A 23,994-nucleotide genomic window follows, 5' to 3' on the forward strand; every position below is an offset into this window, starting at 1 on the left:
TGGACCTTCTGACACTGCACGCATCTTGCTGAAAGTACACAACAGATCACAAGGAGTGAGTTTTCAGATACTGATAGAGATCGCCAGCGACCCCAGCAGCCGTCCGATCTCGCTCTGAAGTTGCCGGGCGGCCGGCAGCAGCCGGTCGGCGTGATGGGCGGGCAGAGAGATCGCCATCGTGGACGCCGTGGTGCCCACGGTGATCGGGACGGCGGCACACACCGTGCCCAGCGCGTACTCCTGCCGTTCGACGACCGGTTCCATGCGCCGCATCCGCTCCAGGCGCCGCAGCAGGGCGTGGTTGTCACGCACGGTGTACGGGGTGATCGACTCGGCGGGGTAGCGGGCCAGGTGGTCGCGACGGGCGTCCTCGTCCAGCTGGGAGAGCAGACACTGGCCGATGGCGTGCGCGTGTCCGGTCTCGCCGAAGTCGGCCCACTCCTCGACCGCCGGATTGCCCGGGGTGTCCGAGACGCACATGATCTCGATCTCGCCGTCGCGGTACCTGGCGTAGTACACGGGGACACCGATCGAATCGCGCCACTGCGCGAGGGTGTCGGCGACCGTGCTGCGACGTTTCTGCGCTGCTCCGCTCCTGCCGAGCCGCTCGGCGGCCTCGCCGAGGAAGAACAGCCCTCTGTCCCGTCGCAGATAGCCCTCGTGCACGAGGGTGCGCAGCAGGTGGTAGGCCGTGGGCAGCGCGAGTCCGGTCTCGCGGGCGAGCTGCTTGGCCGGAGCCCCGTACTCGTGCTCCGCGACGGATTCCAGCAGCCGCATGGCGCGCTGGACGGAGCCGATCAGGGTGGCCGCGGGGTGCGGATGCTCGGGGGTGGTCGTGTTCGGTGGGCGTTGCAGCGGGGGTGCGGCGGACCGCGGCCGGGCGGGGGGTGCGAACGGTTCTGCCGATGCGGTGTCAACCATGACCATGGGTCACTTCCGAAGCGCGAGGGGGAGGTCCGTGCGGGGAACACGGGAGGGGTGTGCGCCACTCGCGGGGGTTCGTACCCGCGACGAGTTCCGGACTTTAACCGTCTGCCACCACGTACAGACGGCCTGTCAGGGAAACTTCCCCCGGCCGAGGGAACAGGCGATTCCTGTTACCGCTCACCGGCCTCCCGCACCGCTCACCAGTCGCTGCGCGAGGAGGAACTCGAAGTGAACTTCCTTACGACGTAGATCAGTCCGCCGACCAGCGCCACGAAGACCAGCAGCTTGAAGAGCAGGCCGATCACGAACCCGACGACGCTGGCTATGAGGCCACCGAACACGACCAGGGCGATGACCGGCACCGCGACCCACTTCACCCACCACGGCATTCCCGCGAAGATCTCTCGCATGGCCCTTGTCCTCATCCTCTTCGTTCGATGTCCGGCACCCCTGTCGGGCCGGAGCGATTCGATGTCCTGCCGCCGATGCTAGGTCCGAAGAGGGTGCCGACGGGGGCCTCGCACCCCTTGTCCTCCCCTGACCGAACCCTTAGGGAACCCCGAGACCGCTGGTCGACCAGCGGACGGACACGCTCAGGCAGGACGCCGGACAGGCACCGTAAGGCCCTGCTCAGGACGGACTCCGGACGGAGGAGCTCAGCCCTCGGCCGGCGAGAAGACGACCAGGACCCGAAGGTCCTCGCTGATGTGATGGAACTTGTGGGCGACCCCGGCCGGGACGTACACCACACTGCCCCGCGCCACTTGAGTCGTCTCCAGACCGACAGTGATCGAGGCACGCCCGCTCACGACGAAGTACACCTCGTCCTGGTTGTGCGGATTCTGTGGATCATGCGCGCCGGCGTCGAGCGCGTACAGCCCGACCGACATGTTCCGTTCACGCAGAAACTGCAGGTAGGCACCGTCGTTGGCGGCTCGCTCCGCCTCCAGTTCATCCAACCGGAATGCCTTCATCGACCTAGTCCGCCCTCGTCCGGTGCTCGTTCTCGATCTCTCTGCCACGATCAGACACATGAAGAATTTCGTAGTCAAGACGATCGCCAACGCAGGCGCCCTGGCGGTCGCCGTCTGGCTGCTCGACAAGATCACCCTGACCGGTGACAGCACGGGCAAGAAGATAGGCACCCTCGTCGTCGTCGCACTGCTTTTCGGCCTGGTGAACTTCCTGGTCAAGCCGGTCGTGAAGGTGCTGACCTTCCCCCTGTTCATCCTCACCCTCGGCCTGATCACCCTGGTGGTCAACGCCCTGATGCTGCTGCTGACCTCGTGGTTGGCCGACAAGCTCGACCTGAGCTTCCACGTGGAGGGCTTCTGGACCGCGGTCCTGGGCGGCCTGATCATTTCCGTCGTCTCCTGGGCCCTCAACGTCGTCATGCCCGACGGCGACTGAGGCCGCGATGACCTACCGCGTCTGTTTCGTCTGCACCGGCAACATCTGCCGCTCGCCGATGGCCGAGTCGGTCTTCCGCGCGCGCGTGGACGACGCCGGTCTCGAGGGACTGGTCGAGATCGAGAGCGCCGGCACGGGTGACTGGCACGAGGGCGAGGGCGCCGATCCGCGTGCCCGCTCCGTCCTGGAGGAGCACGGATACGCCCTCGACCACGCGGCCCGGCGCTTCGAGCCGTCCTGGTTCGCCCGCCTCGACCTCGTCATAGCCCTCGACGCCGGCCATCTCAAGGCCCTGCGCCTCCTCGCACCCACCCAGGAGGACGCGGCGAAGATACGGCTGCTTCGGTCCTACACTCCCGCGGCAGCCGACGACCTCGACGTCCCCGACCCCTACTACGGGGGCCTGGGCGGCTTCGAGGAGTGCCTTGAGATGGTGGAGGAGGCGAGCGCCGGTCTGCTCGCCGCCGTACGAGACGACGTGGAAGGACGAATGGCATGAGCGGATCCGCTACCGACGGAGAGCTTTCCAGAGGCCCCGGCGAGGGCACGCGCGCGGTGCGGGCGGGGCTGCCCGAGCCGGTGAAGTACGAGCCGACCCTTCCCGGGCCGGTGTTCGCAGCGCACTTCCACCTGCCGGGCGAGCCCACGGGCCCGTACACCTACGGCCGTGACGAGAACCCGACCTGGACCCACCTGGAGCACGCCATCGGCGAGCTCGAGGCACCGGGCCAGGACGACGTCGAGACGCTCGCCTTCGCCTCCGGCATGGCCGCGATCTCGTCGGTGCTGTTCTCCCAGCTGAAGGCCGGGGACACCGTCGTACTGCCCGACGACGGCTATCAGGTACTGCCCCTGGTGCGCGCGCAGTTGGAGGCGTACGGCATCGAGGTACGCACCGCGCCGACCGGCGACGACGCCCAGCTGGACGTCCTGGACGGCGCGAAGCTGCTGTGGATCGAGTCCCCCTCGAACCCCGGGCTCGACGTGTGCGACATCCGGCGGCTCGTCGAGGCGGCACACGCGCGTGGCGCTCTGGTGGCCGTGGACAACACGCTCGCCACCCCGCTCGGGCAGCGCCCGCTGGAACTCGGCGCCGACTTCTCGGTGGCCAGTGGCACCAAGCAGCTCACGGGTCACGGCGACGTCCTCCTCGGCTACGTCACCGGGCGGGCCGGTACACCGATGACGGCCGTGCGGCGCTGGCGCAAGATCGTCGGAGCCATCCCCGGGCCCATGGAGGCCTGGCTCGCACACCGGTCGATCGCCACCCTCCAGTTGCGCGTGGAGCGGCAGAACACCACCGCCATGGCCGTGGCCGAGGCACTGCGGGGGAGGCCCGAGGTGAGCGGGCTGCGGTACCCGGGGCTGCCGGACGACCCGTCGCACAAGGTCGCCTCGCAGCAGATGCGTCGCTACGGGTGCGTGATCTCCTTCACGCTGGCCACGCGCGCGCACGCCGAGCGTTTCCTCGAGGCCCTGCGGCTCGTGGACGACGCGACGAGCTTCGGCGGGGTGCGGTCGACCGCGGAGCGGCGCGGGCGCTGGGGTGGGGACGCGGTGCCGGAGGGCTTCATCCGGCTGTCCGTCGGCGCCGAGGACCCCGAGGACCTGGTGGCGGATGTGCTGCGTGCGCTGGAGGAGTCGGCGCGGTGATTGCCTTACGGACCACCCGTCCGGGCCCCGCTACGCACAACGGACGGTCCGAGCCTCCCCCCTCGTGGCTCGGACCGTCCTCGGTTCTGCGCGCGAAGAACCGCGCGAACAAGGCTAGTTGACTCTGTGTCAGTGTCCAATCACAGTAGCGGCAGAGACCTATCGACTTATTTATAGTTGGGCCCTGCCTCAGAGCTGGAGGAAGGCGGGGGAAAGGGAGGATGCTCCGTGGATCTGGCTTTGCTGCGCACCTTCGTGACCGTGCACCGGGCCGGCTCCTTCACTCGCGCCGCCGCTCTGCTGGGACTGTCCCAGCCGGCCGTCACCTCACAGATCCGCACGCTGGAGCGGCAGCTCGGCCGTCCCCTGTTCCTGCGGCAGGCCCGCGGCGTGACGCCCACGAGCATCGGCGACGAACTCGCCCACAAGGCCGCTCCCCATCTCGACGCCTTGGTGGAGATCGCCGGAACCGGCCCCGACGACGAGTCCACCGGGCGGACGCTTCACCTCGCAGGGCCCCCCGAATTCACCGCCGAGCGGGCCCTTCCCACGCTCACCGAGCTGTCCGGCGACGACGGCCAGGGGTTCGCCCTGCGTGCCTCCTTCGGCAACGCCGAGGAGGTCCTGGAAGGCCTGGCTGCCGGCCACCACGACCTGGTCATCAGCACGGCGCGACCGCGCGGGGCGCTGCTCACGGCCACTCCGCTGTGCGACGAGGAGCACGTCCTGGTCGCCGCCCCGCAGTGGGACGAGCGGATCGATGCCGGGAAGCTGTGCCGCAAGGGCGCGACCGCGCTGGAGAACCTCCCGGTCGTCGAGGTCCACGAGTCCCTGCCCCTCGTCTCCCGCTACTGGGCCTCCGTCTTCGACTCGCGCCCCGCCGCCTCGGGCACCGTCATCGTGCCCGACCTGCGCGCGGTCCTCGCGTGTGCTGTCGCGGGTGCCGGTCTGGCCGTCCTGCCCCGCTATCTGTGTGCGACCGCTCTGGACCGCGGTGACATCGTCGCGCTCCACGAACCGGCGGTGCCGCCGCTACGGACGTACGTTCTTGTGGCGCGCACAGGAACGCTGGCGACGCCGCATGTCGCCCGGGCCCACGAATGGCTGCTGAGCGCGGCTACCGCGTGGTACTGACCCGGTTTCCCCCCGGTGGCAGGGAATGATCTCCTCCGGTGACCCCTCACGATGTTTCACGTGGAACCAGCCGGGCCACATTTCTCCCATGACCGTCCGACCCGTGGTCAAGCGCACCGCACGAGCCGTTCTGCTGGACGGCGACAACCTGATCCTGATCAAGCGCACCAAGCCCGGTGTGGATCCCTACTGGGTCACGCCCGGTGGCGGGGTCGAACCGGATGACGCGACGGTGGTGGACGCCTTGCACCGTGAGGTGCACGAGGAACTCGGCGCCAAGATCACCGACGTGGTGCCCTGCTTCGTCGACACCGTCGAGCACATCGGTGACGACGGGGGTGCGACCGGCGTGAAGGTGCAGCACTTCTTCGTCTGCCGTCTGGAGTCCATGGACCCGTCCCTGCGGCACGGCCCCGAGATCGAGGAACCCGCCGGCGAGTACGAGATCGTCCGTGTGCCGTTCACCCGGGTCGGGATCGCCTCCGTCCACCTCGTACCGCTGTCGCTGCGGCACTACCTCGACGGCAACATCGAGGGCGTCCGCGCCATGCACGCGCCCGACCTCGGCTGAGGGGCTGAGCCCGGTCCGGAGCGGTCTGCGGGACGCCTGGTCAGCTTCCGGCTGCGACGAGTTCCTCGACCGAGTCGTGCCGTATGCGCTCCGAGGGGATGCCGACGCCCCGCAGCGCGTCCACCCCGCTGCGGATCATGCCGGGCGGACCGGCGACATAGGCGTCGTACTCGGCCCAGGGCCCGAAGGTGCGTATCGCGTCGGGCAACTGGAGCAGACCGTGCCGGTCGACCACCGGGCGGACCTCCAGCCAGGGGTGGGACTGCTGGAGCCGGAGCATCGTGTCGATGTCGTACAGGTCGTGGTCGCTGCGCGCGCCGTAGAACACCTCGACCGGGCGGCGGGTGCCGTGCTCGGCGACATCCTCGACCAGCGCCTTGATGGGGGCTATGCCGGTGCCACCGCCCAGGCAGAGCAGCCCGCTGTTCCTGGTGTGATCGACGGTCATCGAACCGGCCGGGGGACCGAGCCGGATGACGTCGCCGGGCCGGGCGCGGTGCACCAGGGCGCTGGAGACCCAGCCCGCCGGGACGGCTTTCACATGGAACGCCAGCAGGCCGTCGGAGCGTGGTGCCGAGGCGAAGGAGTAGTGCCGCCAGATCCGCGGCCACCACGGCGTCTCCAGGCTCGCGTACTGCCCGGCGAGGAAGGGGTAGGGCTGGTTGGGCCGGACGGTGAGGATCGCCACATCCGGCGTTCTGAGGTCGTGCGTGACGACCTCCGCGTACCACCAGGGCGGGGCGCGCAGTTCGTCCACGGCCGCCGCGTCGATCATGACCTGGGAGATCGTGGTGTAGGTCCGGACCCAGGCCGCCTCCGTCTCGGCGTTCCACACGGCGTCCGCGTACTTGCTCAGCGCGCCGATGAGGCACTCGCCGACGGCCGGATAGTGCTCGGCCCTGGTGCCGTACTTGCGGTGGCCACGGCCCAGGTTCTGCAGGTATTCGACGAGGACCGCTTTGTTGTCCACGTGCTCGGCGGCGGTGAGCAGCGCCTTGAGCAGCCGGTCCCGTTGGGCGTCCATCGCGGGCGGGAACAGCGAGCGCAGGTCGGGGTGGCGGACGAACAGCAGCGCGTAGAAGTACGACGTGACCTTGTCCGCCACCGGGGCCACCTCGGCCATCGTGCGCCGGATGAGGACGGCGTCCGGAGACGCGTTGCCAGCGGGCGAGGGCCGGTGAGCGGACAGCAGGGAATCGACGGGCGAGGCGGTGACCTGTTGTACGGCCGAACGGGACTCGGTGAGCACGGCCCGCTGCGGGGGCCCAGGCACTTCCCCGGACACCGACGGCTGCGGCTGCTGCGTCGGCGGCAGCGGCGACGGCATGGGCGCCCGCTGCTGGACAGGTGCCCCGGGTTCCGCGCCGCCTCGAGAGGCGGCGGGCGCCTCGGGCGGGGCCGGCGCCTCGGGCGGGGCCGGTGGCCGAGACTGCACGAAGGGTGGTGTCTCGGCGGGGTGGTGGACCTCGGTGGGGGATTCCTGCCAGGGCGGCGAGGGGGGCTGTGCGCTCGCGGGGGCGGTCGTCGCGTCGTCGGGGGTCGGCGGGTCCGGGTGTATTCGGCGCTCGGCGTCCGTGGTGCCGCTCTGGGGCGCCTCGCCATGGGAGTCGACCGCGTTCCTGCCCACCGGGCGCAGTGCGGCCAGGCGACGGCCCTCAGAAGCCCCGTCCTCGCCCCGCGGAGCTGGCTCCGGCTGCTTGCGCGGTGTGAACCATCCGTCCCCGCCGCCGGACGTGCCGTTGTCGGCCGACCTGCTGGTCGGAGCGTCCATGGTGTGCCTCGCCTCGAACATCTTTCGGTCGGTCTGCGCACTTCCTGGATCGGAAGGTGCCTGCTTCCCCCGCAGATGGCTTGTTTTTCCGTTCGGTTCCACGACCAGGACCGCCACGGTCCACCCGTATTTGCCCTCCGCACCCACACGCAGGGCGCGTGTGAAAGGCGGGGCGGCACTCTCACCGCAGCATCCCATCCTGTCCGGGCGCCTCGGTCACATCACCGGAAATGCGGGTCTTCGATCCCTCCGTCCCGTTAGGCTGCATTGCCCTGTTCTCGGCTCGCGCGGAATGTATGCACCGCGTCGCGCGCACTTCGTCCCGGAAGCGAACCGGAGTCGACCATACCGGCCGCCGTCCGCCGCACAAGTCCCCCCCTTCCGTCCCTGGATCCCGCTCGGCACGCGAACCGCAGGTTTTCTTCGATCCAGGGTCGATGAGGGGTCAATCAGCGGTCGTGGCACACCAATTCATAGGCATCCCACAGATCCTTCCCCACGTAGGAGTGGGTCGCGAGGCCCGCCAGATGGCGGTCCGAGTTGACCGCCACGGAGACCGGCACGGCCCCGAACAGATCCTTGTCGGAGAGCGAATCGCCGTAGGCGACACAGTCGTCCCGCGTCACTCCGAACTCCGCACAGAGTCGGTCGGCGATCAGCACCTTCGCCGCCGCGCTCAGCACTCCCGCCGGGTCCATGGGCTCGGTGAAAGGGACCGCCGGGAACCGGGACCCATACGCCGCGTGGGCGCCCCACCCGGTGAGTCTTTCCACGAAGAAGGAAGGCGAGAGCGACACGACCGCGCAGTACTCCCCTCTGTGCCCTATCTCGGCCCAGACATCGCGGATGCGTGCCAGCCACGGCGCTCCTTCGAACGCCGCCGTCACATGCTCCTCGGTGAGCTGCGTCCAGAGTTCGTACACCTGCGCCGCGTACTCCGGCGGGCCGATCAACCCCGCGGAGATCGACTGCTCCAGCACCGCCGTCTCGGCCTCCAGGCCGAGTTGACGCGAGATCTCCAAGGGAGCGGACGTCCCGTGCAGCAGCGTGCCGTCAAGGTCGAAGAGGTGAAGTCTCGCCATGGGCCGAGGCTAACGGGCAGGCCTGAGATCTCCCTGACCGCGCCTCTCCCGGGCTTCCGTTCGCCCCTGTTTCACGTGAAACACTCCCGCACCGCCGTCGCCCTGGAGAGGGGCCGTAAGGCTGGACGGCGGGCCGGGACATGGCCAGAAGCACGTACGTCCCAGGGGAAACAGGTGGACGCCGACGGTACGGGTCGGACAGCCTGACCTGCGTGCCGACTCCTTCCCTCACCGCTCTGCCCATCCGTCGTCTGACGTACCGCGACCTCACCGCCTGCGCCGACTTGTCCGAGGACCGGGGGTGGCCGCGCGAGGAGCACAAGTGGGGCCTGCTCCTCTCGGCCGGAAGGGGATACGGCATCGACGACCCCGACGGCGGGCTCGTCAGTGCCTGCGTCGTCACCGAGTACGGTCCGCCCGGCCACCCCGCCCTCCGCGCCATCGGCATGGTGCTGGTCGCCGAGCGGTACGCCCGGCAGGGGGTCGGTCGGCGGCTGATGCGGCACGTCGTCTCCCTGCTGGGCACCACTCCGCTGACCCTGCACGCCACACCGAACGGCCGTCCGCTCTACGAGGAGCTGGGCTTCAAGACCACGGGCCGGGCGGAAATGGTGCGCGGGCGTCTCACGCCGGACGACATGGAGTCGGACGTCGTCACCCGCGCGGCCACGGCCGAGGACCTCACCGCGATCCTCCGGCTCGACGAGGCGGTCTTCGGCACCGATCGGACGCATGTGATCGCCCGTCTGCCCGCCTTCGCCGACCAGTTGCGGGTCGCCGAGGACGACGGCCGGATCATCGGTTACGCGGCCGCGTGGCCCAACATGGACACCCAGGTCGTGGGCCCGCTGATCGCCAGGGACACGAAGACCGCGAAGGCCCTGCTGGCCTCCCTGGCCGCCCGCACGGACCGGCCTCTGCGCACCGACATCGACGTACGGCACGAGGAACTGCTGGAGTGGGTGAAAGCGCGGGGCCTGGAGTCCGTTGCCTTCAACGCCGTGATGACCCACGGGATCACGGAGCTGCCGGGCGACTGGCGACGCCGGTTCGCGCCGCTGACGGTGGCGGCCGGCTGAGCCGGGGACACGACGGAACGCCGGTTCCCGTGCTGGACGGCAACCGGCGTTCTTCGTGACGTGACAGGTCAGACGAGCGTCTCCACGGCGGCCGTGGCAAAGCCGTGGTCCTGCTCCGGGGCGCCGCCCCCGACCCCGATCGCGCCGATCAGACGGCCGTCGCGGTGCACCGGCACTCCACCCGCGATGAACAACAGCGGCCGGTCGAGCGCGGTGGGCAGGGTGTGGAAGAGACCGCCCGGCTGCACGGCGTCTACGAGGTCTGCGGTGGGGGCGTTCAGCTGAAGCGCCGTGTACGCCTTGCGCGTGCTCGTCTCCCCGGAGATCAGTACGGCCCGGTCATCGCGGCGGAAGGCCAGCAGATGGCCGCCGGCGTCCAGGACGGTGACGCTGACCGTGACCCCGGCGGCCTCGGCGGCACGGCGGGCGGCCGTGACGAGGGCTTCGGCGTCGTGAATGGTCAGGGGCGCAAAGGTGGTGGTGCTCATGAGGGGAAGTTCTCCTTGCGATGTTGTCGGGGTGCGTCGAGGTTTTCGAGGTCCGGCGTGACCGAGGTCCTGGTGCTGCCGAGGCCGAACGCGGTCGAGGTCCGCGGTGATCAGGGATGGGCGCCGGCCCGCCGGGGCGGCCCTGGTCCAGCGAGGTGAGCGACGGGATTCACCGCTGGACGGCCGTCCGCCGCTCGACGGGCGTTCCACCGGCGACGACTGCGCCGGCACCGCAAGGGGCGTATTCACGGCGCTCCAGCGCGGCCGAGACGACGGCGAGGAGCAGGGCGCCCGCGGCAAGAGCGGCGCCGACCCAGTTCGGGGCGGTGTAGCCCAGGCCTGCGGCGATGACGAGACCGCCGAGCCAGGCGGACAGCGCGTTGCCCAGGTTGAAGGCACCGATGTTCACCGCCGACGCCAGCGTCGGCGCGCCGTGGGCCTGGTCCAGGACGCGCTTCTGGAGCGGTGGGACGGTGGCGAAGCCCAGGGCGCCGATCAGGACGATCGTGACGGCCGCCAGGACCTTGTTGTGGGCGGTGAGCGTGAAGAGCGCCAGGACGACCGCCAGGGCGCCCAGAGAGACGTACAGCATCGGCATCAGCGCGCGGTCGGCGTACCTGCCGCCGACGAGGTTGCCGCCGACCATGCCGAGCCCGAAGAGGACCAGCAGCCAGGTGACGGATCCGTCGGCGAAGCCCGTCACGTGCGTCATCATCGGCGCGATGTAGGTGATGGCCGCGAAGACCCCGCCGAAGCCGAGGACGGTCATCGCCATGGCGAGCAGCACCTGGGCGTTCTTGAAGGCGGCCAGTTCGTGCCGCAGGTGCACTCCCTCGGCCCGCGGCATCTCGGGCACGAGCTTGGCGATGCCGGCCAGGCCCACGACGCCCAGTACGGCGACGAGGGCGAAAGTCACGCGCCAGCCGACACTCTGCCCGACGAGAGTGCCCAGCGGAACGCCCACGACGTTGGCGACGGTGAGGCCGGTGAACATCATCGCGATGGCCCCGGCCTTCTTGTCCGGGGCGACCAGGTCGGCGGCGACGACCGAGCCGATGCCGAAGAAGGCGCCGTGGGCGAGTGAGGCGACCACGCGGCCGATCAGCATCACGGCGAACGAGGGGGCGACGGCGGACAGCAGGTTGCCGACGATGAACAGGCCCATCAGCAGCATCAGCATCCGCTTGCGGGAGATCTTGGTGCCGAGGACCGTCATGAGCGGGGCACCGAACATGACACCGAGCGCGTAGCCGGTCACGAGGAAGCCGGCCGTGGGGATGGAGACCCCGAAGTCGCCCGCGACCTCGGGCAGCAGACCCATGATCACGAACTCGGTCGTCCCGATTCCGAAGGCCCCGATCGCGAGGGCCAGAAGCGCGAGAGGCATAGGAGGTAACACCTTCCGAGATGATTGCAGATGCGCTTAACGTGCTTCCACAATAGTTGCAGACGCGGGCTATAGGCAAACGCCGTATATTGCGGGATTGCTCTATCCTGGTCTGAGCCGCTCCGGGACGGAGGAGAATCCCCATGACTGCGACGGACCCCGCGCTCACCGCTCTCGCCCAGGGCTGGTGCGCCCTCTCCCTGCTGCACGGGAGGATCGAGGCCCACATCGAGCGCGCGCTGCAGAGCCGGCACGACCTGAGCGTGCGCGAGTACTCCCTGCTCGACGTGCTCAGCCGGCAGCACGACGGCGAGGGAGGCCATCTCCAGATGAAGCAGGTGGCCGACGCTGTCGTCCTCAGCCAGAGCGCGACCACCCGGCTGGTGACCCGGCTCGAGGACCGCGGGCTGCTCGAGCGCTACCTGTGCCCCACCGACCGCCGTGGCATCTACACCAACGTCACCGAAGCCGGTCTGAAGCTGCTGGCCGAAGCCCGTCCGACCAACGACGCCGCCCTGCGCGAGGCGCTCGACGAAGCCGCCAGGAACGCGGAACTGGCCCCGCTGGTACGGGTCGTGGAGTCACTGAACGCACCCGTCGCCGCCTCGGGCACATAGGGTGCGGGACATGGGAGATCTTGAAATACGGGCTGCCGTCGCCGAGGACATCCCCGCGATCGTCGGCATGCTCGCGGACGACCCCCTGGGCGCACAGCGCGAGTCGCCTGACGATCTCAGCCCCTATCTGACCGCCCTGGAACGGCTCACCGCCGACCCGAATCAGCGCCTGGTCGTCGCCGTCCGTGAGGGACAGGTCGTCGGAACGCTCCAGCTGACGATCATTCCCGGCCTGTCCCGGCGCGGCTCGACCAGGTCGATCATCGAAGGCGTGCGGGTGCACGCCGACGAGCGCGGCAGCGGCCTGGGCACGCGGTTCATCGAGTGGGCGATCGAGGAGTCCCGGCGCGAGAACTGCCAGTTGGTGCAGCTCACCTCCGACAGCACGCGCACCGACGCCCACCGCTTCTATGAGCGCCTGGGCTTCGTCGCCTCACACGTGGGCTTCAAGCTCCAACTCTGAGGACTCCGGGACCGAACAGAAGCGCCCTGTTTCACGTGAAACAGGGCGCTTCCGCTTCGTGCGGGGCTAGCCGATACCGCGCCAGCCCTCGGGGTCGATGCCACCGGGCACAGTGGCCCGCACGTCGTACGGCTGACGCGTGAACACGAACGACCCGAGGTCCAGGTGGTCCACGCTCCCGTCCGGCCGCCGTACGACCCGCAGGAGCTCTCCGGCGTAGTAGCCCTCCAGGCCGGTCCAGGTACCGTCCCCGTTCGGCCTGAACCGGGAGCGCCGCCCGGCGCCGGCCAGCGGCCCCAGGGAGACCAGCCCGTCGGCCGTCACCCGCAGGGCGAAGGGGCTGGTCCCCCAGTGCCACTGGCCCGCCAGGTCCAGGACGGCGGGGTCCACCTCCCGCAGCGGACGCCACGGCTCGGGAATCCGCGGCTCGGCCTCGGCGACGATCCGTACGAGATCGGCGGCCACCTGGGACGTCAGCAGGCCGGACGTGCAGTTGGCGAGCACCACCGCGGCCACGTCGTCCGCCACACCGATGGTGAGGGTGGCCAGGAAGCCCGGCACCGAGCCGGAGTGGCCCACGAGCAATCGACCGTCCCGGTGCTGGATCTGCAGCCCCAGTCCATAGGTGGAACCGTCAGCCACGTCCGGCAGTCCGGCCGGTGCCGCGGGCATCCACATCTCGTGCAGGGTCTCCACGCTCAGGACGCGGTCGTCGCCCCGGGCCAGGAAGGCGGCGAATCGCGCGAGGTCGCCGGCCGTGGACCAGAGCTGGCCGGCCGCGGCCATCCGCCCGAAGTCCTCGGCGGGCTCGGGCAGCAAGACGTCGGCCCAGGGATGGACCGCCCAGCCTCCCGCGGCCGGGGCCTGCGACCGGACGGTCGTACGGTCGAGCCCCAGAGGTTCGAGTACTTCCCGTCGCAGTACCTCTTCCCAGGGCGCTCCACGGAGTTCTTCCACGAGAGCACCCAGGAGTGAGTAGCCGGGGTTCGAGTAGTGGTGACGTCGGCCGGCCGGAAACGGGGCGGCCTGGTCACCGAGGACGTCGGCGAGCTCGGGCCGCAGCGAACCCGGAGTCCGCTCCCACCAGGGGCCGGGCGACTCCGCCGCCAACCCACCGGTGTGGGCGAGCAGTTCGGCCACCGTGGCCTCCCCCGCGCCGGATCCGGGCAGATGCTTCTCCAACGGGTCCTCGAGGTCGAGCATTCCTTCGTCCCGCAGTCGCAGCACGAGCACGGCGGTGAAGGTCTTGGTGATCGAGCCGATCCGGTACTGCACGTTCTCGTCCGGCGCGTGCCCGTCGACCGAGGTCCGCGCCCCGTGCCACACGGCCCGCCCGTCCCGTACGACCGCGGCGACCAGGGACGGGGCCCGTCCCTCGGTCTGGGCCACGGCGATCCGGTGCAGCAGCGCCCGCCGGGTGCCGGGAAGCAGCTCTTCCTGAGGTGTTGTCATGAGCCCAGTCCACCCGCCCGCGCGGCCGACGTCGAGTTCATTCCGCCCAGGGCACCGGATCAGGTCTGCGCCATGTCCACGAAGCGGGAGTAGTGGCCCTGGAAGGCGACGGTGATCGTGGCCGTCGGGCCGTTACGGTGCTTGCCCACGATGATGTCCGCCTCGCCCGCGCGCGGAGACTCCTTCTCGTAGGCGTCCTCACGGTGCAGCAGGATCACCATGTCGGCGTCCTGCTCGATGGAGCCGGACTCACGCAGGTCGGACACCATCGGCTTCTTGTCCGTGCGCTGTTCGGGACCACGGTTGAGCTGCGAGAGCGCGATCACCGGGACCTCCAGCTCCTTGGCCAGCAGCTTGAGGTTACGGGACATGTCCGAGACCTCCTGCTGACGGCTTTCGGAACGCTTGGAGCCACCGGCCTGCATCAGCTGGAGATAGTCGATGATCACGAGCTTGATGTCGTTGCGCTGCTTCAGGCGGCGGCACTTGGCCCGGATCTCCATCATCGACAGGTTCGGGGAGTCGTCGATGTACAGCGGTGCGGAGGAGACCTCGGGCATCCGGCGCGCCAGACGGGTCCAGTCCTCGTCCGTCATGGTGCCGGAACGCATGTGGTGCAGGGCAACGCGGGCCTCGGCGGACAGCAGACGCATCGCGATCTCGTTGCGTCCCATTTCCAGGGAGAAGATGACGCTGGGCAGGTTGTGCTTGATCGACGCCGCGCGCGCGAAGTCCAGCGCGAGCGTCGACTTGCCCATGGCGGGACGCGCCGCGATGACGATCATCTGGCCCGGGTGCAGACCGTTGGTGAGCGAGTCGAGGTCCGTGAACCCGGTGGGCACACCCGTCATCTCGCCGCTGCGCGAGCCGATCGCCTCGATCTCGTCGAGGGCACCCTCCATGATGTCGCCGAGCGGGAGGTAGTCCTCGCTGGTGCGCTGCTCGGTGACCGCGTAGATCTCGGCCTGGGCGCGGTTGACGATCTCGTCGACGTCGTCGTCGCCCGCGTATCCCATCTGCGTGATGCGGGTGCCGGCCTCGACCAGGCGGCGCAGCACGGCGCGTTCGTGGACAATCTCCGCGTAGTACTCGGCGTTGGCGGCGGTCGGCACCGTCTGGACGAGGGTGTGCAGATAGGACGCGCCGCCGACCTTGTTGATCTCGCCGCGCTTGGTGAGCTCGGCGGCGATCGTGATGGGGTCGGCCGGCTCGCCCTTGGCGTAGATGTCCAGGATCGCCTGGTAGATCGTCTCGTGCGCGGGCTTGTAGAAGTCGTGGCCCTTGAGGACCTCGACCACGTCGGCGATCGCGTCCTTGGACAGCAGCATGCCGCCGAGGACGGACTGCTCGGCGTCGAGGTCCTGCGGCGGTACCCGCTCGAAGGTGGTGCCACCGCCTTCCCACTCGCCGCTTTCCCGGCCGCGATCGTGCTGTTCGTCACGACCGCGCCCTCCTTCGCCGCGCCGCCGGGCAGGAGGCAGACGATCACTGGGCCCGCTGTCGGCCCACGGGTCGTCCAAGGGCTCGGAAATGCTCACCGAGCAGCCTCCTCCCGTCCGCCGAGCGGACCTCGCCATGCCTTCTTTCTACGGCACGGCACTGACAATCGAGAGCGCCAACTCCGGTTGTGGCGCGTCGGTTTTATGAGGGTTTCCTCGGCCGACGGACGGAGCGGGCGCCGGACCACGGTAGGCCCGTCGGCACCGTCAGCCAATCTGGTTATCCACAGGCCATGTGGACGACGGCCCCGATGCTGTGGAGAACTCCGCAAAACCTGTGCACGACCCGGTGGACAGCCCTGTGAACAAGCCCTCTTCTTTTCTTGCGAAGCACCTCTGACCTGCACCTTCGCCATCCACCGGCTGTGCAGAAGAAAAAGTTGCCCGGTCGGACCAAGATCTCTTCGAACGGCGCGCAAGACACTACACGGCGTGAGGAGAGGTAAGGGTCACAAGGGGACTGGATCTATTACCTGTGGACGATTAGATTGGTGCTCATGACACAGGCTCCCGCGTCCCCCGAGACCGTCCGACGGCAGCACGATCGAGAGATCGTCGCACTGGCCGTCCCGGCCTTCGGCGCGCTCGTCGCCGAGCCGCTCTTCGTCATGGCCGACAGCGCGATCGTCGGCCATCTGGGCACCGCCCAACTGGCCGGACTCGGCATCGCCTCCGCGCTTCTCATGACAGCCGTCAGTGCCTTCGTCTTCCTCGCCTACGCCACCACCGCCGCAGTAGCGCGCCGCGTGGGCGCCGGTGACCTGCCGGCAGCCATCCGCCAGGGCATGGACGGCATCTGGCTGGCGCTGCTGCTAGGCGCCGCTGTGATCGCGGCCGCCTTGCCCTCTGCCCCGGCACTCGTAGAACTCTTCGGCGCCTCGGACACCGCCGCTCCCTACGCGACCACCTATCTGCGCATCTCGGCACTCGGCATCCCGGCCATGCTCGTCGTACTGGCCGCGACCGGTGTCCTGCGTGGACTCCAGGACACAAGGACACCGCTCTGTGTCGCCGTCGCTGGCTTCGTCGCCAACGCCGCGCTGAACGTCGGCCTCGTCTACGGCGTGGGCCTTGGAATCGCCGGCTCTGCCTGGGGCACCGTGATCGCCCAGTGGGGCATGGCCGTGGTCTACCTCGCCGTGGTGGTGCGCGGAGCCCGGCGCCATGGCGCGTCGCTGCGCCCCGACGCCGCCGGCATCAGGGCTTCCGCCCAGGCCGGGGTTCCCCTGCTGGTCCGCACGCTCTCACTGCGGGCCATTCTGATGATCGCCACAGCCGTGGCCGCCCGCCTCGGAGACGACGACATCGCAGCACATCAGATCGCTCTGGCCCTGTGGAGCCTGCTGGCCTTTGCCCTCGACGCCATCGCCATAGCCGGACAGGCCATCATCGGACGGTATCTCGGTGCCGACGACGCCCAGGGCGCCCGTGACGTCTGCCGCCGCATGGTCCAGTGGGGGATCGCCGTGGGTGCCCTGCTCGGTCTCTTGGTCGTGATCGCCCGCCCCGTGTTCCTGCCGCTCTTCACCAGCGACCCTGCCGTGAAGGAGGCCGCACTGCTGGCTCTTCTCGTGGTGGCGCTCTCCCAGCCCATCTGCGGCATCGTCTTCGTACTGGACGGTGTGCTGATGGGTGCGGGGGACGGCCCCTACCTCGCCTGGGCGATGGTGCTCACCCTGGCCGTCTTCACTCCCGTGGCCCTGCTGGTACCGGTGCTCGGCGGCGGTCTTACCGCGGTGTGGGGAGCGATGACGCTGATGATGGCGGTCCGCATGCTGACCCTCTGGCTGCGGGCCCGCTCCGGCCGCTGGATCGTCACCGGCGCCACCCGCTGACTGTTTCACGTGAAACCGGCGGTCGCGTGAAACGGCCGTTTCGCACAGGACCCGCCGTTTCACGTGAAACAAGCAAGCGGAAGGGGCCGCCCCCCACAGGGTGCGGCCCCTTCTCAGCTCTTCGAGCCAAACGCAGCGATCAGGCCGCGACGACCTCGATGTTGACCTTGGCGGCAACCTCGGGGTGCAGACGCACGGACGTCTCGTGGGCGCCCAGGGTCTTGATCGCCGAGCCGAGCTCGATGCGACGCTTGTCGACCTCGGGGCCACCGGCAGCCTTGATCGCGGAAGCGATGTCGGCCGGGGTGACGGAACCGAAGAGACGACCGGCGTCGCCGGAGCGGACGGCCAGACGGACCTTCACGCCCTCGAGCTGGGCCTTCACAGAGTTGGCCTGCTCGATGGTCTGGATCTCGTGGATCTTGCGAGCACGACGGATCTGCTCGACGTCCTTCTCGCCACCCTTGGTCCAGCGGATAGCGAAATTCCGCGGGATCAGGTAGTTGCGAGCGTAGCCGTCCTTGACGTCGACGACGTCGCCGGCGGCACCGAGGCCAGAGACCTCGTGGGTGAGGATGATCTTCATTTGTCGGTCACCCTTCCCTTATCGCGCCTGAGCGGTGTACGGCAGCAGCGCCATCTCACGGCTGTTCTTGACGGCCGTGGCGACGTCACGCTGGTGCTGCGTGCAGTTGCCGGTCACGCGGCGGGCACGGATCTTGCCGCGGTCGGAAATGAACTTCCGCAGCATGTTCGTGTCCTTGTAGTCCACGTACGTGACCTTGTCCTTGCAGAAAGCGCAGACCTTCTTCTTAGGCTTGCGCACAGGCGGCTTCGCCATGGTGTTTCTCCTGTGTGATCAAGAAGTTGGGATACGACCCACCCTCGACCCGGACGTGCCCGGAGACCCCGGGCCCGAACGGCCTAGAAGGGGGGTTCGTCCGAGTAGCCGCCACCGGCACCACCGCTGCTGCCGCCGCCGGAGTTCCCACCCCAGCCGCCGCCACCGCCACCGGCGCCCTGGTTGCCACCGGCGGGAGCGCCGGTTGCCCACGGGTCTTCGGCGGGAGCGGCGCCGCCCTGCTGGCCGCCGCCGGAGTTTCCACCCCAGCCGCCGCCCTGCTGGCCGCCACCGCCACCGCCGCCGTAACCACCCTGGCCGCCCTGGCCACTGCGGCCGGAAGCCTTGGTGACCTTGGCCGTGGCACTGCGCAGGCTGGCGCCGACTTCCTCGACGTCCAGTTCGTAGACCGTGCGCTTGACGCCCTCACGGTCCTCGTAGGACCGCTGCTTCAGCCGGCCCTGCACGATGACGCGCATGCCTCGCTGGAGCGACTCCGCGACGTTCTCCGCCGCCTGACGCCAGACCGAGCAGGTCAGGAACAGGCTCTCGCCGTCCTTCCACTCGTTCGTCTGGCGGTCGAAGGTGCGGGGAGTGGACGCGACACGGAACTTCGCGACCGCCGCACCGGAGGGGGTGAAGCGCAGCTCGGGGTCGTCGACAAGATTGCCGACGACCGTGATGACGGTCTCGCCTGCCATGGGGGAACCTCTCGGCGGGTTTGCTGCTGGCTGCTAGTGCTGCTACTCAGAATCCCGAGATCAGCTGAGCGAGAGAGCTCAGTGGGTCTCGGGACGGAGGACCTTGGTCCGGAGGACCGACTCGTTCAGGTTCATCTGGCGGTCGAGCTCCTTGACGACCGCAGGCTCTGCCTGAAGGTCGATGACCGAGTAGATGCCCTCGGGCTTCTTCTTGATCTCGTACGAGAGACGACGACGGCCCCAGGTGTCGACCTTCTCCACCTTTCCGTTGCCCTCACGGACGACGGAGAGGAAGTTCTCGATCAGCGGGGAGACAGCGCGCTCCTCGAGATCGGGGTCGAGGATGACCATCACTTCGTAGTGACGCATGTGGAACCCACCTCCTTTGGACTCAGCGGCCACGGTCGATCCGTGGCAGGAGGGTTGTGATGCGTACGCAACGGTATCGGCCGCCACTGACAATCGGGGGTCGGCTTGCGACTTCCCCGCTCTCAGCTGGACGGACACCCTGGCAAGCCTGGGCAGACACCGGTGCAGAGGGTACAGAGTACCTGCACACACGCTTCCGGTTGAAATCCGGCGTGGATGACCGTCAGTCTGTACACGTCGGGTGTGTATGGCGCTACGATGCGCCGCTTTCGCAGGAGGTGCCCCATGGCACAGGCATTGCGACCCAATACCGCCGGTTCTCTCTTCGCCACCGACGGCAGAGCCCATCCAATCCAGGACACCCTGCTGGCAGTGACTCTGGTGCTCGGCGTGACGGCCTTCATCACGTCGTTCTTCCACAGCCTTCATCTGCTCAGCTCCTGGGCCGGCCTGGTGGGAATCCTGACCGGCGCGTACGGACAGTGGATCTCCGAGACCACCCGTGAGCGCTTCGGTCTGATCCTGGGTCTCGGTGCCGCAGGCGTCGGCTTCTACATCGGCATGGCCAACGGCGGCCTCTTCGGCTGAACCCGGTGACCGGACCGGCGCCGATGCCCGCACCACGGGCACCGTCCGCGCCGGAAGACGCGTAGGACACCTACGAATCCGGACGGAACGCCCCGGCCGCGCGCGGGCCGGGGCGCAGGTTCCGTACGGCCAGTCAGGCCGCTCGCCAGGCGCAGTAGGCTTCGGCGCGAGAGCCGGAGCCCCTGTACCCATGGGGACACACCAGCCCGAGGAGCGCCCCGAATGAGCCTGACCCTGAGGACGATCAGCCGCGAGCAGCATCTGGCATACATCCAGAGCCTGCCGTCGGCGAGCCACATGCAGGTTCCGGCCTGGGCCGATGTCAAGGCCGAGTGGCGTTCGGAGAGCCTCGGCTGGTTCGACGAGCGCAACGGTGAACTGGTCGGCGTGGGCCTCGTCCTCTACCGCCAGCTGCCCAAGATCAAGCGCTACCTGGCCTACCTTCCCGAAGGCCCGGTCATCAACTGGTACGCGCCGAATCTGACCGACTGGCTGGAACCGATGCTGGCGCACCTCAAGCAGCAGGGCGCGTTCTCGGTGAAGATGGGCCCGCCGGTGATCATCCGTCGCTGGGAGGCCACCTCCATCAAGGCCGGCATCCAGAGCCCGGACGTGAAGAGACTGCGCGACATCGAGGCCGACTTCATCGAGCCGCGCGCCTTCGAGGTGGCTGACAAGCTGCGCCGCATGGGCTGGCAGCAGGGCGAGGACGGCGGTGCCGGCTTCGGCGACGTCCAGCCGCGCTACGTCTACCAGGTGCCGCTGGCGAACCGTTCCCTTGAAGAGGTCCACAAGAACTTCAACCAGCTGTGGCGCCGCAACATCAAGAAGGCCGAGAAGGCCGGCGTCGAGGTCGTCCAGGGCGGTTACCACGACCTCGAGGAGTGGCAGCGGCTGTACGAGATCACGGCCGTGCGGGACCACTTCCGGCCGCGTCCGCTCTCCTACTTCCAGCGCATGTGGTCGGCCCTCAACACCGAGGACCCCAACCGCATGCGGCTGTACTTCGCCCGCCACAACGGCGTGAACCTGGCGGCGGCGACGATGCTGATCGTCGGCGGTCACGTCTGGTACTCCTACGGCGCGTCCGACAACATCGGCCGTGAGTTCCGGCCCTCGAACGCGATGCAGTGGCGGATGCTGCGCGACGCCTACGCGCTCGGCGCGACCGTCTACGACCTGCGAGGCATCTCCGACTCGCTGGACGAGACCGACCACCTCTTCGGCCTGATCCAGTTCAAGGTCGGCACGGGCGGACAGGCCGCGGAGTATCTCGGCGAGTGGGACTTCCCGCTGAACAAGCTGCTCCACAAGGCCCTCGACATCTACATGTCGCGCCGCTGACGTCACGTTCAGTGATTCCATACCTCTGACACCTCTGACGCGTTTCCCCACACCGCAGCCACGAGAAAGGTCCCAGGTCCGGCCATGGCGCTCACCCTCTACGTCGACACCGCGCGCTGGCGGGCGCATCACAAGCACGTGCAGGAGCAGTTCCCGGGACTCGTCCCGGTCTGCAAGGGCAACGGCTACGGCTTCGGGCACGACCGGCTGGCCGAGGAGGCCACCCGGCTGGGCTCGGACGTCCTCGCCGTCGGCACGACGTACGAGGCCGCGCGCATCAAGGACTTCTTCGGCGGCGACCTGCTGGTGCTGACGCCCTACCGGCGCGGTGAGGAGCCCGTCCCGCTGCCCGACCGGGTCGTGCGCTCGGTGTCGTCGATCGACGGCGTGTACGGCCTCGTGGGCGCTCGGGTGGTCATCGAGGTGATGTCGTCGATGAAGCGGCACGGCATCAGCGAGCAGGACCTGCCGCAGCTGCACGCCGCCATCGAGAACGTCAGGCTCGAGGGTTTCGCCATCCACCTCCCGCTGGACCGCACCGACGGCTCCGACGCCGTCGAGGAGGTCATCGGCTGGATGGACCGGCTGCGCGCGGCCCGGCTGCCCCTGCACACGATGTTCGTCAGCCACCTCAAGGCCGACGAACTCGCCCGGCTGCGGCAGCAGTTCCCGCAGACCCGCTTCCGGGCCCGTATCGGCACGCGGCTGTGGCTGGGGGACCACGAGGCCACCGAGTACCGCGGTGCCGTCCTCGACGTCACGCGGGTCGCCAAGGGCGACCGCTTCGGCTACCGGCAGCAGAAGGCGGCCTCCGACGGCTTCCTGGTGGTCGTGGCGGGCGGTACGTCGCACGGGGTGGGCCTGGAGGCCCCCAAGGCCCTGCACGGCGTCATGCCGCGCGCCAAGGGCGTCGCCCGGGCCGGCCTCGCCACGGTGAACCGGAATCTCTCCCCGTTCGTCTGGGGTGGCAAGCAGCGCTGGTTCGCCGAGCCGCCGCACATGCAGGTCTCCATCCTGTTCGTGCCCTCGGACGCGCCGGAGCCGCACGTCGGCGACGAACTCGTGGCCCATCTGCGGCACACCACCACGCAGTTCGACCGGATCGTGGACCGCTGAGGCACGAGCGCCGAAGAACGCAGCAACGAAAAGGCCGTACACGCAGACTCCGTGTACGGCCTTTCCCGTGGGCCCGCTGCCGGGCCCTGACGCCTCGGGCGGCGCCCTGTTCGCTCAGAGCGAACTGTCGGTGGTGTCCTGCTTGCCCCAGTCCACCTGCGGCCCGTCGAAGTGGGAGGCGTGCCGGGGCGGATGGGCTGCGGCGCCGAGCACGAAGACGTCCTCCGCCCCGTCGAGCACTCCGCCCGAGGGGTCGTCGTCGCCCGCCTGCCGCACCACGTCCCGCTCCGGCATCAGGATGTCCCGCACGATCACGCCGCACAGGTAGAGCGTTCCCAGCAGATGCACGCCGATGGCCCAGTGGTAGCCGTCGGTCGGCAGCCCCTTGTGGGCGTCTCCGCTCGTCGTGTACGCGAGGTACATCCAGATGCCCAGGAAGTAGGCGACCTCGCACGCCTGCCAGATCAGGAAGTCCCGCCACTTCGGCCGGGCCAGCACCGCCAGCGGCACCAGCCACAGGACGTACTGCGGCGAGTAGACCTTGTTGGTGAGGATGAAGGCGGCGACGATCAGGAAGGCCAGCTGGGCGAAGCGGGGCCGGCGGGGCGCGGTCAGCGCCAGCACGGCGATGCCCGCGGCGCACAGCACGACAAGAAGCGTGGCAAGAGTGTTGACGCTGTCGGTGGTGAGGGGATCGCTCGAGTTCTGCGCCATGATCAGCCAGAAGGAGCCGAAGTCGACGCCCCGCTCCTGGCTGAACCGGTAGAACTTCGACCATCCCTCGAAGGCGAAGAGCATGACCGGCAGGTTGACCACCAGCCAGGCGACGACCGCACCGCCCAGGGCCTTTCCGAAGTCCCGCCACTTGCCCGCACGCCAGCACAGCACGAACAGGGGTCCGAGCAGGAAGACGGGATAGAGCTTGGCGGCCGTGGCGAGCCCCAGGAGGACCCCGAAGGCGAGCGACCGGCCCCGCGACCACATGAGCATCGCCGCGGCCGTCAGAGCGACCGCCAGCAGGTCCCAGTTGATGGTGGCGGTCAACGCGAAGGCGGGGGCCAGGGCGACCAGCAGACCGTCCCAGGGGCGCCGGGCGTGGGTCCGGGCCACACAGACGGCGATGACGGCCGCGCACGCCATCAGCATCCCGGCGTTGACCATCCAGTACCACTGTTCCTGGTCCTGGATGCTGCCGCTGCCCGGCGTCAGCCAGTTGGCCACCTCCATGAACACGCCGGTCAGCACCGGGTACTCGAGGTAGTCCATGTCGCCGGGAAGCTTGTCGAAGTACGGCACGAGCCCGTCGGCGAAACCGCGTCCCTGGTAGAGGTGCGGGATGTCCGAGTAGCAGGCGTGCGTGTACTGGGTGGTGGCACCGAAGAACCAGCCGCCGTTGTAGCAAGGCGCCTTCTGGATCAGTCCTAGGGCGAACATCCCGATCGCCACGAGCGCGATGATCCGCACGGGGGTCCACCAGGACGTCCCGAGCAGGGCCCGGCGGCCGATAGGACCGCCGATCAGCTCACTGCCGGCCGTGGCCACCGGGTCGTCGCTGGTCGGCTTCACCGGATCCGGCTCGTGCGCGCGCGTCGGCGTCGATTCTGCACTGGGCATGAGCGACATCCTGCCGTACGGACCTAGGAAAACGCCGAGGGCCGCCCCACCTC

26 protein-coding genes are annotated in these 23,994 nt (G+C 69.0%); 12 read left to right on the forward strand and 14 right to left on the reverse strand.

Going from position 1 to position 23,994, the window contains the following annotated elements:
* Positions 1-63: 63 nt before the first annotated feature.
* From OG736_RS22175 to OG736_RS22185, 3 genes are all read right to left on the reverse strand, one after another.
* Positions 64-927, reverse strand: coding sequence for an IclR family transcriptional regulator (locus OG736_RS22175; RefSeq protein WP_327183995.1), 864 nt, complete (start codon positions 925-927; stop codon positions 64-66).
* A 197-nt stretch (positions 928-1,124) separates the two neighbouring features.
* Positions 1,125-1,337 (reverse strand): DUF5326 family protein, encoded by a 213-nt coding sequence (locus OG736_RS22180; RefSeq protein WP_020130691.1) that lies wholly within the window; start codon positions 1,335-1,337, stop codon positions 1,125-1,127.
* A gap of 246 nt (positions 1,338-1,583) precedes the next feature.
* Positions 1,584-1,901, reverse strand: a complete 318-nt coding sequence (locus tag OG736_RS22185) for a cupin domain-containing protein (protein WP_020130690.1) — start codon at positions 1,899-1,901, stop codon at positions 1,584-1,586.
* A 58-nt stretch (positions 1,902-1,959) separates the two neighbouring features.
* Here OG736_RS22185 and OG736_RS22190 point away from each other — a divergent pair, with 58 nt between their 5' ends.
* The 5 genes from OG736_RS22190 (at position 1,960) to OG736_RS22210 (ending at position 5,695) form a co-directional block, all read left to right on the forward strand.
* On the forward strand, positions 1,960-2,337 hold the full coding sequence (locus tag OG736_RS22190; protein WP_054242144.1) for a phage holin family protein: 378 nt from the start codon (positions 1,960-1,962) through the stop codon (positions 2,335-2,337).
* 7 nt (positions 2,338-2,344) lie between these two features.
* Positions 2,345-2,836 (forward strand): low molecular weight protein-tyrosine-phosphatase, encoded by a 492-nt coding sequence (locus OG736_RS22195; RefSeq protein WP_327183996.1) that lies wholly within the window; start codon positions 2,345-2,347, stop codon positions 2,834-2,836.
* A complete protein-coding gene (locus tag OG736_RS22200) occupies positions 2,833-3,990 on the forward strand; it encodes a cystathionine gamma-lyase (protein WP_327183997.1) in 1,158 nt (385 codons plus the stop codon). Before OG736_RS22195 ends, OG736_RS22200 begins: the two co-directional genes overlap by 4 nt.
* 228 nt (positions 3,991-4,218) lie before the next feature.
* Positions 4,219-5,124, forward strand: coding sequence for a LysR family transcriptional regulator (locus tag OG736_RS22205; RefSeq protein ID WP_327183998.1), 906 nt, complete (start codon positions 4,219-4,221; stop codon positions 5,122-5,124).
* Positions 5,125-5,212: 88 nt separating this feature from the next.
* Positions 5,213-5,695, forward strand: a complete 483-nt coding sequence (locus OG736_RS22210) for an NUDIX domain-containing protein (protein WP_171398235.1) — start codon at positions 5,213-5,215, stop codon at positions 5,693-5,695.
* Positions 5,696-5,735: 40 nt separating this feature from the next.
* Here OG736_RS22210 and OG736_RS22215 read toward each other — a convergent pair whose 3' ends face one another.
* Positions 5,736-7,466, reverse strand: coding sequence for a globin domain-containing protein (locus OG736_RS22215; protein ID WP_327183999.1), 1,731 nt, complete (start codon positions 7,464-7,466; stop codon positions 5,736-5,738).
* Between the two features lie 449 nt (positions 7,467-7,915).
* Complete coding sequence (locus tag OG736_RS22220) at positions 7,916-8,548, reverse strand: HAD family hydrolase (RefSeq protein WP_327184000.1); 633 nt, start codon at positions 8,546-8,548, stop codon at positions 7,916-7,918.
* Positions 8,549-8,760: 212 nt separating this feature from the next.
* Here OG736_RS22220 and OG736_RS22225 point away from each other — a divergent pair, with 212 nt between their 5' ends.
* Positions 8,761-9,627 carry a GNAT family N-acetyltransferase gene (locus OG736_RS22225; protein WP_327184001.1) on the forward strand — a complete coding sequence of 289 codons (867 nt, stop codon included), beginning with the start codon at positions 8,761-8,763 and terminating at the stop codon, positions 9,625-9,627.
* 68 nt (positions 9,628-9,695) lie between these two features.
* Here OG736_RS22225 and OG736_RS22230 read toward each other — a convergent pair whose 3' ends face one another.
* A complete protein-coding gene (locus OG736_RS22230) occupies positions 9,696-10,115 on the reverse strand; it encodes a GlcG/HbpS family heme-binding protein (protein WP_057606332.1) in 420 nt (139 codons plus the stop codon).
* 169 nt (positions 10,116-10,284) lie between these two features.
* Positions 10,285-11,502: an MFS transporter gene (locus OG736_RS22235; protein ID WP_327184002.1), complete on the reverse strand. Its 1,218-nt coding sequence runs from the start codon at positions 11,500-11,502 to the stop codon at positions 10,285-10,287.
* A 143-nt stretch (positions 11,503-11,645) separates the two neighbouring features.
* Between OG736_RS22235 and OG736_RS22240 the strand changes: the two genes are divergently transcribed.
* Together OG736_RS22240 and OG736_RS22245 are read left to right on the forward strand one after the other, a co-directional pair.
* Positions 11,646-12,119, forward strand: coding sequence for a MarR family winged helix-turn-helix transcriptional regulator (locus tag OG736_RS22240; RefSeq protein WP_327184003.1), 474 nt, complete (start codon positions 11,646-11,648; stop codon positions 12,117-12,119).
* Positions 12,120-12,129: 10 nt separating this feature from the next.
* Entirely contained in the window at positions 12,130-12,582 is a 453-nt protein-coding gene (locus OG736_RS22245; protein ID WP_327184004.1) for a GNAT family N-acetyltransferase, read from the forward strand.
* Between the two features lie 66 nt (positions 12,583-12,648).
* Here OG736_RS22245 and OG736_RS22250 read toward each other — a convergent pair whose 3' ends face one another.
* Positions 12,649-14,034 (reverse strand): serine hydrolase domain-containing protein, encoded by a 1,386-nt coding sequence (locus OG736_RS22250; protein WP_327184005.1) that lies wholly within the window; start codon positions 14,032-14,034, stop codon positions 12,649-12,651.
* Positions 14,035-14,093: 59 nt separating this feature from the next.
* Positions 14,094-15,572, reverse strand: coding sequence for a replicative DNA helicase (gene dnaB / locus OG736_RS22255; RefSeq protein WP_028806982.1), 1,479 nt, complete (start codon positions 15,570-15,572; stop codon positions 14,094-14,096).
* Positions 15,573-16,030: 458 nt separating this feature from the next.
* Here dnaB and OG736_RS22260 point away from each other — a divergent pair, with 458 nt between their 5' ends.
* The gene (locus OG736_RS22260) at positions 16,031-17,368 is read left to right on the forward strand and encodes an MATE family efflux transporter (RefSeq protein ID WP_327184006.1); all 1,338 of its coding nucleotides are present in this window, start codon (positions 16,031-16,033) and stop codon (positions 17,366-17,368) included.
* 139 nt (positions 17,369-17,507) lie between these two features.
* On the opposite strand, the gene rplI is transcribed toward OG736_RS22260, so the two are convergent.
* The 4 genes from rplI to rpsF all read right to left on the reverse strand — a co-directional run bounded on the left by rplI (position 17,508) and on the right by rpsF (position 19,279).
* Positions 17,508-17,954 carry a 50S ribosomal protein L9 gene (gene rplI / locus OG736_RS22265; RefSeq protein WP_020130673.1) on the reverse strand — a complete coding sequence of 149 codons (447 nt, stop codon included), beginning with the start codon at positions 17,952-17,954 and terminating at the stop codon, positions 17,508-17,510.
* Positions 17,955-17,972: 18 nt separating this feature from the next.
* Entirely contained in the window at positions 17,973-18,209 is a 237-nt protein-coding gene (rpsR, locus tag OG736_RS22270) for a 30S ribosomal protein S18 (protein WP_020130672.1), read from the reverse strand.
* A gap of 83 nt (positions 18,210-18,292) precedes the next feature.
* Positions 18,293-18,910, reverse strand: coding sequence for a single-stranded DNA-binding protein (locus OG736_RS22275; RefSeq protein WP_327184007.1), 618 nt, complete (start codon positions 18,908-18,910; stop codon positions 18,293-18,295).
* Positions 18,911-18,988: 78 nt separating this feature from the next.
* Positions 18,989-19,279, reverse strand: a complete 291-nt coding sequence (rpsF, locus tag OG736_RS22280; protein ID WP_006604399.1) for a 30S ribosomal protein S6 — start codon at positions 19,277-19,279, stop codon at positions 18,989-18,991.
* A gap of 285 nt (positions 19,280-19,564) precedes the next feature.
* Here rpsF and OG736_RS22285 point away from each other — a divergent pair, with 285 nt between their 5' ends.
* The 3 genes from OG736_RS22285 (at position 19,565) to OG736_RS22295 (ending at position 22,327) form a co-directional block, all read left to right on the forward strand.
* Positions 19,565-19,867 carry a hypothetical protein gene (locus OG736_RS22285; protein ID WP_327184008.1) on the forward strand — a complete coding sequence of 101 codons (303 nt, stop codon included), beginning with the start codon at positions 19,565-19,567 and terminating at the stop codon, positions 19,865-19,867.
* A 222-nt stretch (positions 19,868-20,089) separates the two neighbouring features.
* Positions 20,090-21,211 (forward strand): peptidoglycan bridge formation glycyltransferase FemX, encoded by a 1,122-nt coding sequence (femX, locus tag OG736_RS22290; protein ID WP_062644836.1) that lies wholly within the window; start codon positions 20,090-20,092, stop codon positions 21,209-21,211.
* 84 nt (positions 21,212-21,295) lie between these two features.
* On the forward strand, positions 21,296-22,327 hold the full coding sequence (locus OG736_RS22295; protein WP_020130668.1) for an alanine racemase: 1,032 nt from the start codon (positions 21,296-21,298) through the stop codon (positions 22,325-22,327).
* Between the two features lie 114 nt (positions 22,328-22,441).
* Here the strand turns inward: OG736_RS22295 and OG736_RS22300 are convergent, their stop codons facing one another.
* Positions 22,442-23,941 carry a glycosyltransferase family 87 protein gene (locus OG736_RS22300; RefSeq protein WP_327184009.1) on the reverse strand — a complete coding sequence of 500 codons (1,500 nt, stop codon included), beginning with the start codon at positions 23,939-23,941 and terminating at the stop codon, positions 22,442-22,444.
* Positions 23,942-23,994 lie beyond the last annotated feature (53 nt).

It is taken from the genome of Streptomyces sp. NBC_01334 (genome assembly GCF_035983595.1).
Classification (GTDB): domain Bacteria; phylum Actinomycetota; class Actinomycetes; order Streptomycetales; family Streptomycetaceae; genus Streptomyces; species Streptomyces coriariae.

Bases quoted from the DNA above. Each gene is read 5' to 3' on its own strand.
- OG736_RS22175 (WP_327183995.1), bottom strand. From the start codon at position 927: ATGGTCATGGTTGACACCGCATCGGCAGAACCGTTCGCACCCCCCGCC.
- OG736_RS22180 (WP_020130691.1), bottom strand. From the start codon at position 1,337: ATGCGAGAGATCTTCGCGGGAATGCCGTGGTGGGTGAAGTGGGTCGCG.
- OG736_RS22185 (WP_020130690.1), bottom strand. From the start codon at position 1,901: ATGAAGGCATTCCGGTTGGATGAACTGGAGGCGGAGCGAGCCGCCAAC.
- OG736_RS22190 (WP_054242144.1), top strand. From the start codon at position 1,960: ATGAAGAATTTCGTAGTCAAGACGATCGCCAACGCAGGCGCCCTGGCG.
- OG736_RS22195 (WP_327183996.1), top strand. From the start codon at position 2,345: ATGACCTACCGCGTCTGTTTCGTCTGCACCGGCAACATCTGCCGCTCG.
- OG736_RS22200 (WP_327183997.1), top strand. From the start codon at position 2,833: ATGAGCGGATCCGCTACCGACGGAGAGCTTTCCAGAGGCCCCGGCGAG.
- OG736_RS22210 (WP_171398235.1), top strand. From the start codon at position 5,213: ATGACCGTCCGACCCGTGGTCAAGCGCACCGCACGAGCCGTTCTGCTG.
- OG736_RS22215 (WP_327183999.1), bottom strand. From the start codon at position 7,466: ATGGACGCTCCGACCAGCAGGTCGGCCGACAACGGCACGTCCGGCGGC.
- OG736_RS22220 (WP_327184000.1), bottom strand. From the start codon at position 8,548: ATGGCGAGACTTCACCTCTTCGACCTTGACGGCACGCTGCTGCACGGG.
- OG736_RS22230 (WP_057606332.1), bottom strand. From the start codon at position 10,115: ATGAGCACCACCACCTTTGCGCCCCTGACCATTCACGACGCCGAAGCC.
- OG736_RS22235 (WP_327184002.1), bottom strand. From the start codon at position 11,502: ATGCCTCTCGCGCTTCTGGCCCTCGCGATCGGGGCCTTCGGAATCGGG.
- OG736_RS22240 (WP_327184003.1), top strand. From the start codon at position 11,646: ATGACTGCGACGGACCCCGCGCTCACCGCTCTCGCCCAGGGCTGGTGC.
- OG736_RS22245 (WP_327184004.1), top strand. From the start codon at position 12,130: ATGGGAGATCTTGAAATACGGGCTGCCGTCGCCGAGGACATCCCCGCG.
- OG736_RS22250 (WP_327184005.1), bottom strand. From the start codon at position 14,034: ATGACAACACCTCAGGAAGAGCTGCTTCCCGGCACCCGGCGGGCGCTG.
- OG736_RS22260 (WP_327184006.1), top strand. From the start codon at position 16,031: ATGACACAGGCTCCCGCGTCCCCCGAGACCGTCCGACGGCAGCACGAT.
- rplI (WP_020130673.1), bottom strand. From the start codon at position 17,954: ATGAAGATCATCCTCACCCACGAGGTCTCTGGCCTCGGTGCCGCCGGC.
- rpsR (WP_020130672.1), bottom strand. From the start codon at position 18,209: ATGGCGAAGCCGCCTGTGCGCAAGCCTAAGAAGAAGGTCTGCGCTTTC.
- OG736_RS22275 (WP_327184007.1), bottom strand. From the start codon at position 18,910: ATGGCAGGCGAGACCGTCATCACGGTCGTCGGCAATCTTGTCGACGAC.
- rpsF (WP_006604399.1), bottom strand. From the start codon at position 19,279: ATGCGTCACTACGAAGTGATGGTCATCCTCGACCCCGATCTCGAGGAG.
- OG736_RS22285 (WP_327184008.1), top strand. From the start codon at position 19,565: ATGGCACAGGCATTGCGACCCAATACCGCCGGTTCTCTCTTCGCCACC.
- femX (WP_062644836.1), top strand. From the start codon at position 20,090: ATGAGCCTGACCCTGAGGACGATCAGCCGCGAGCAGCATCTGGCATAC.
- OG736_RS22295 (WP_020130668.1), top strand. From the start codon at position 21,296: ATGGCGCTCACCCTCTACGTCGACACCGCGCGCTGGCGGGCGCATCAC.
- OG736_RS22300 (WP_327184009.1), bottom strand. From the start codon at position 23,941: ATGCCCAGTGCAGAATCGACGCCGACGCGCGCGCACGAGCCGGATCCG.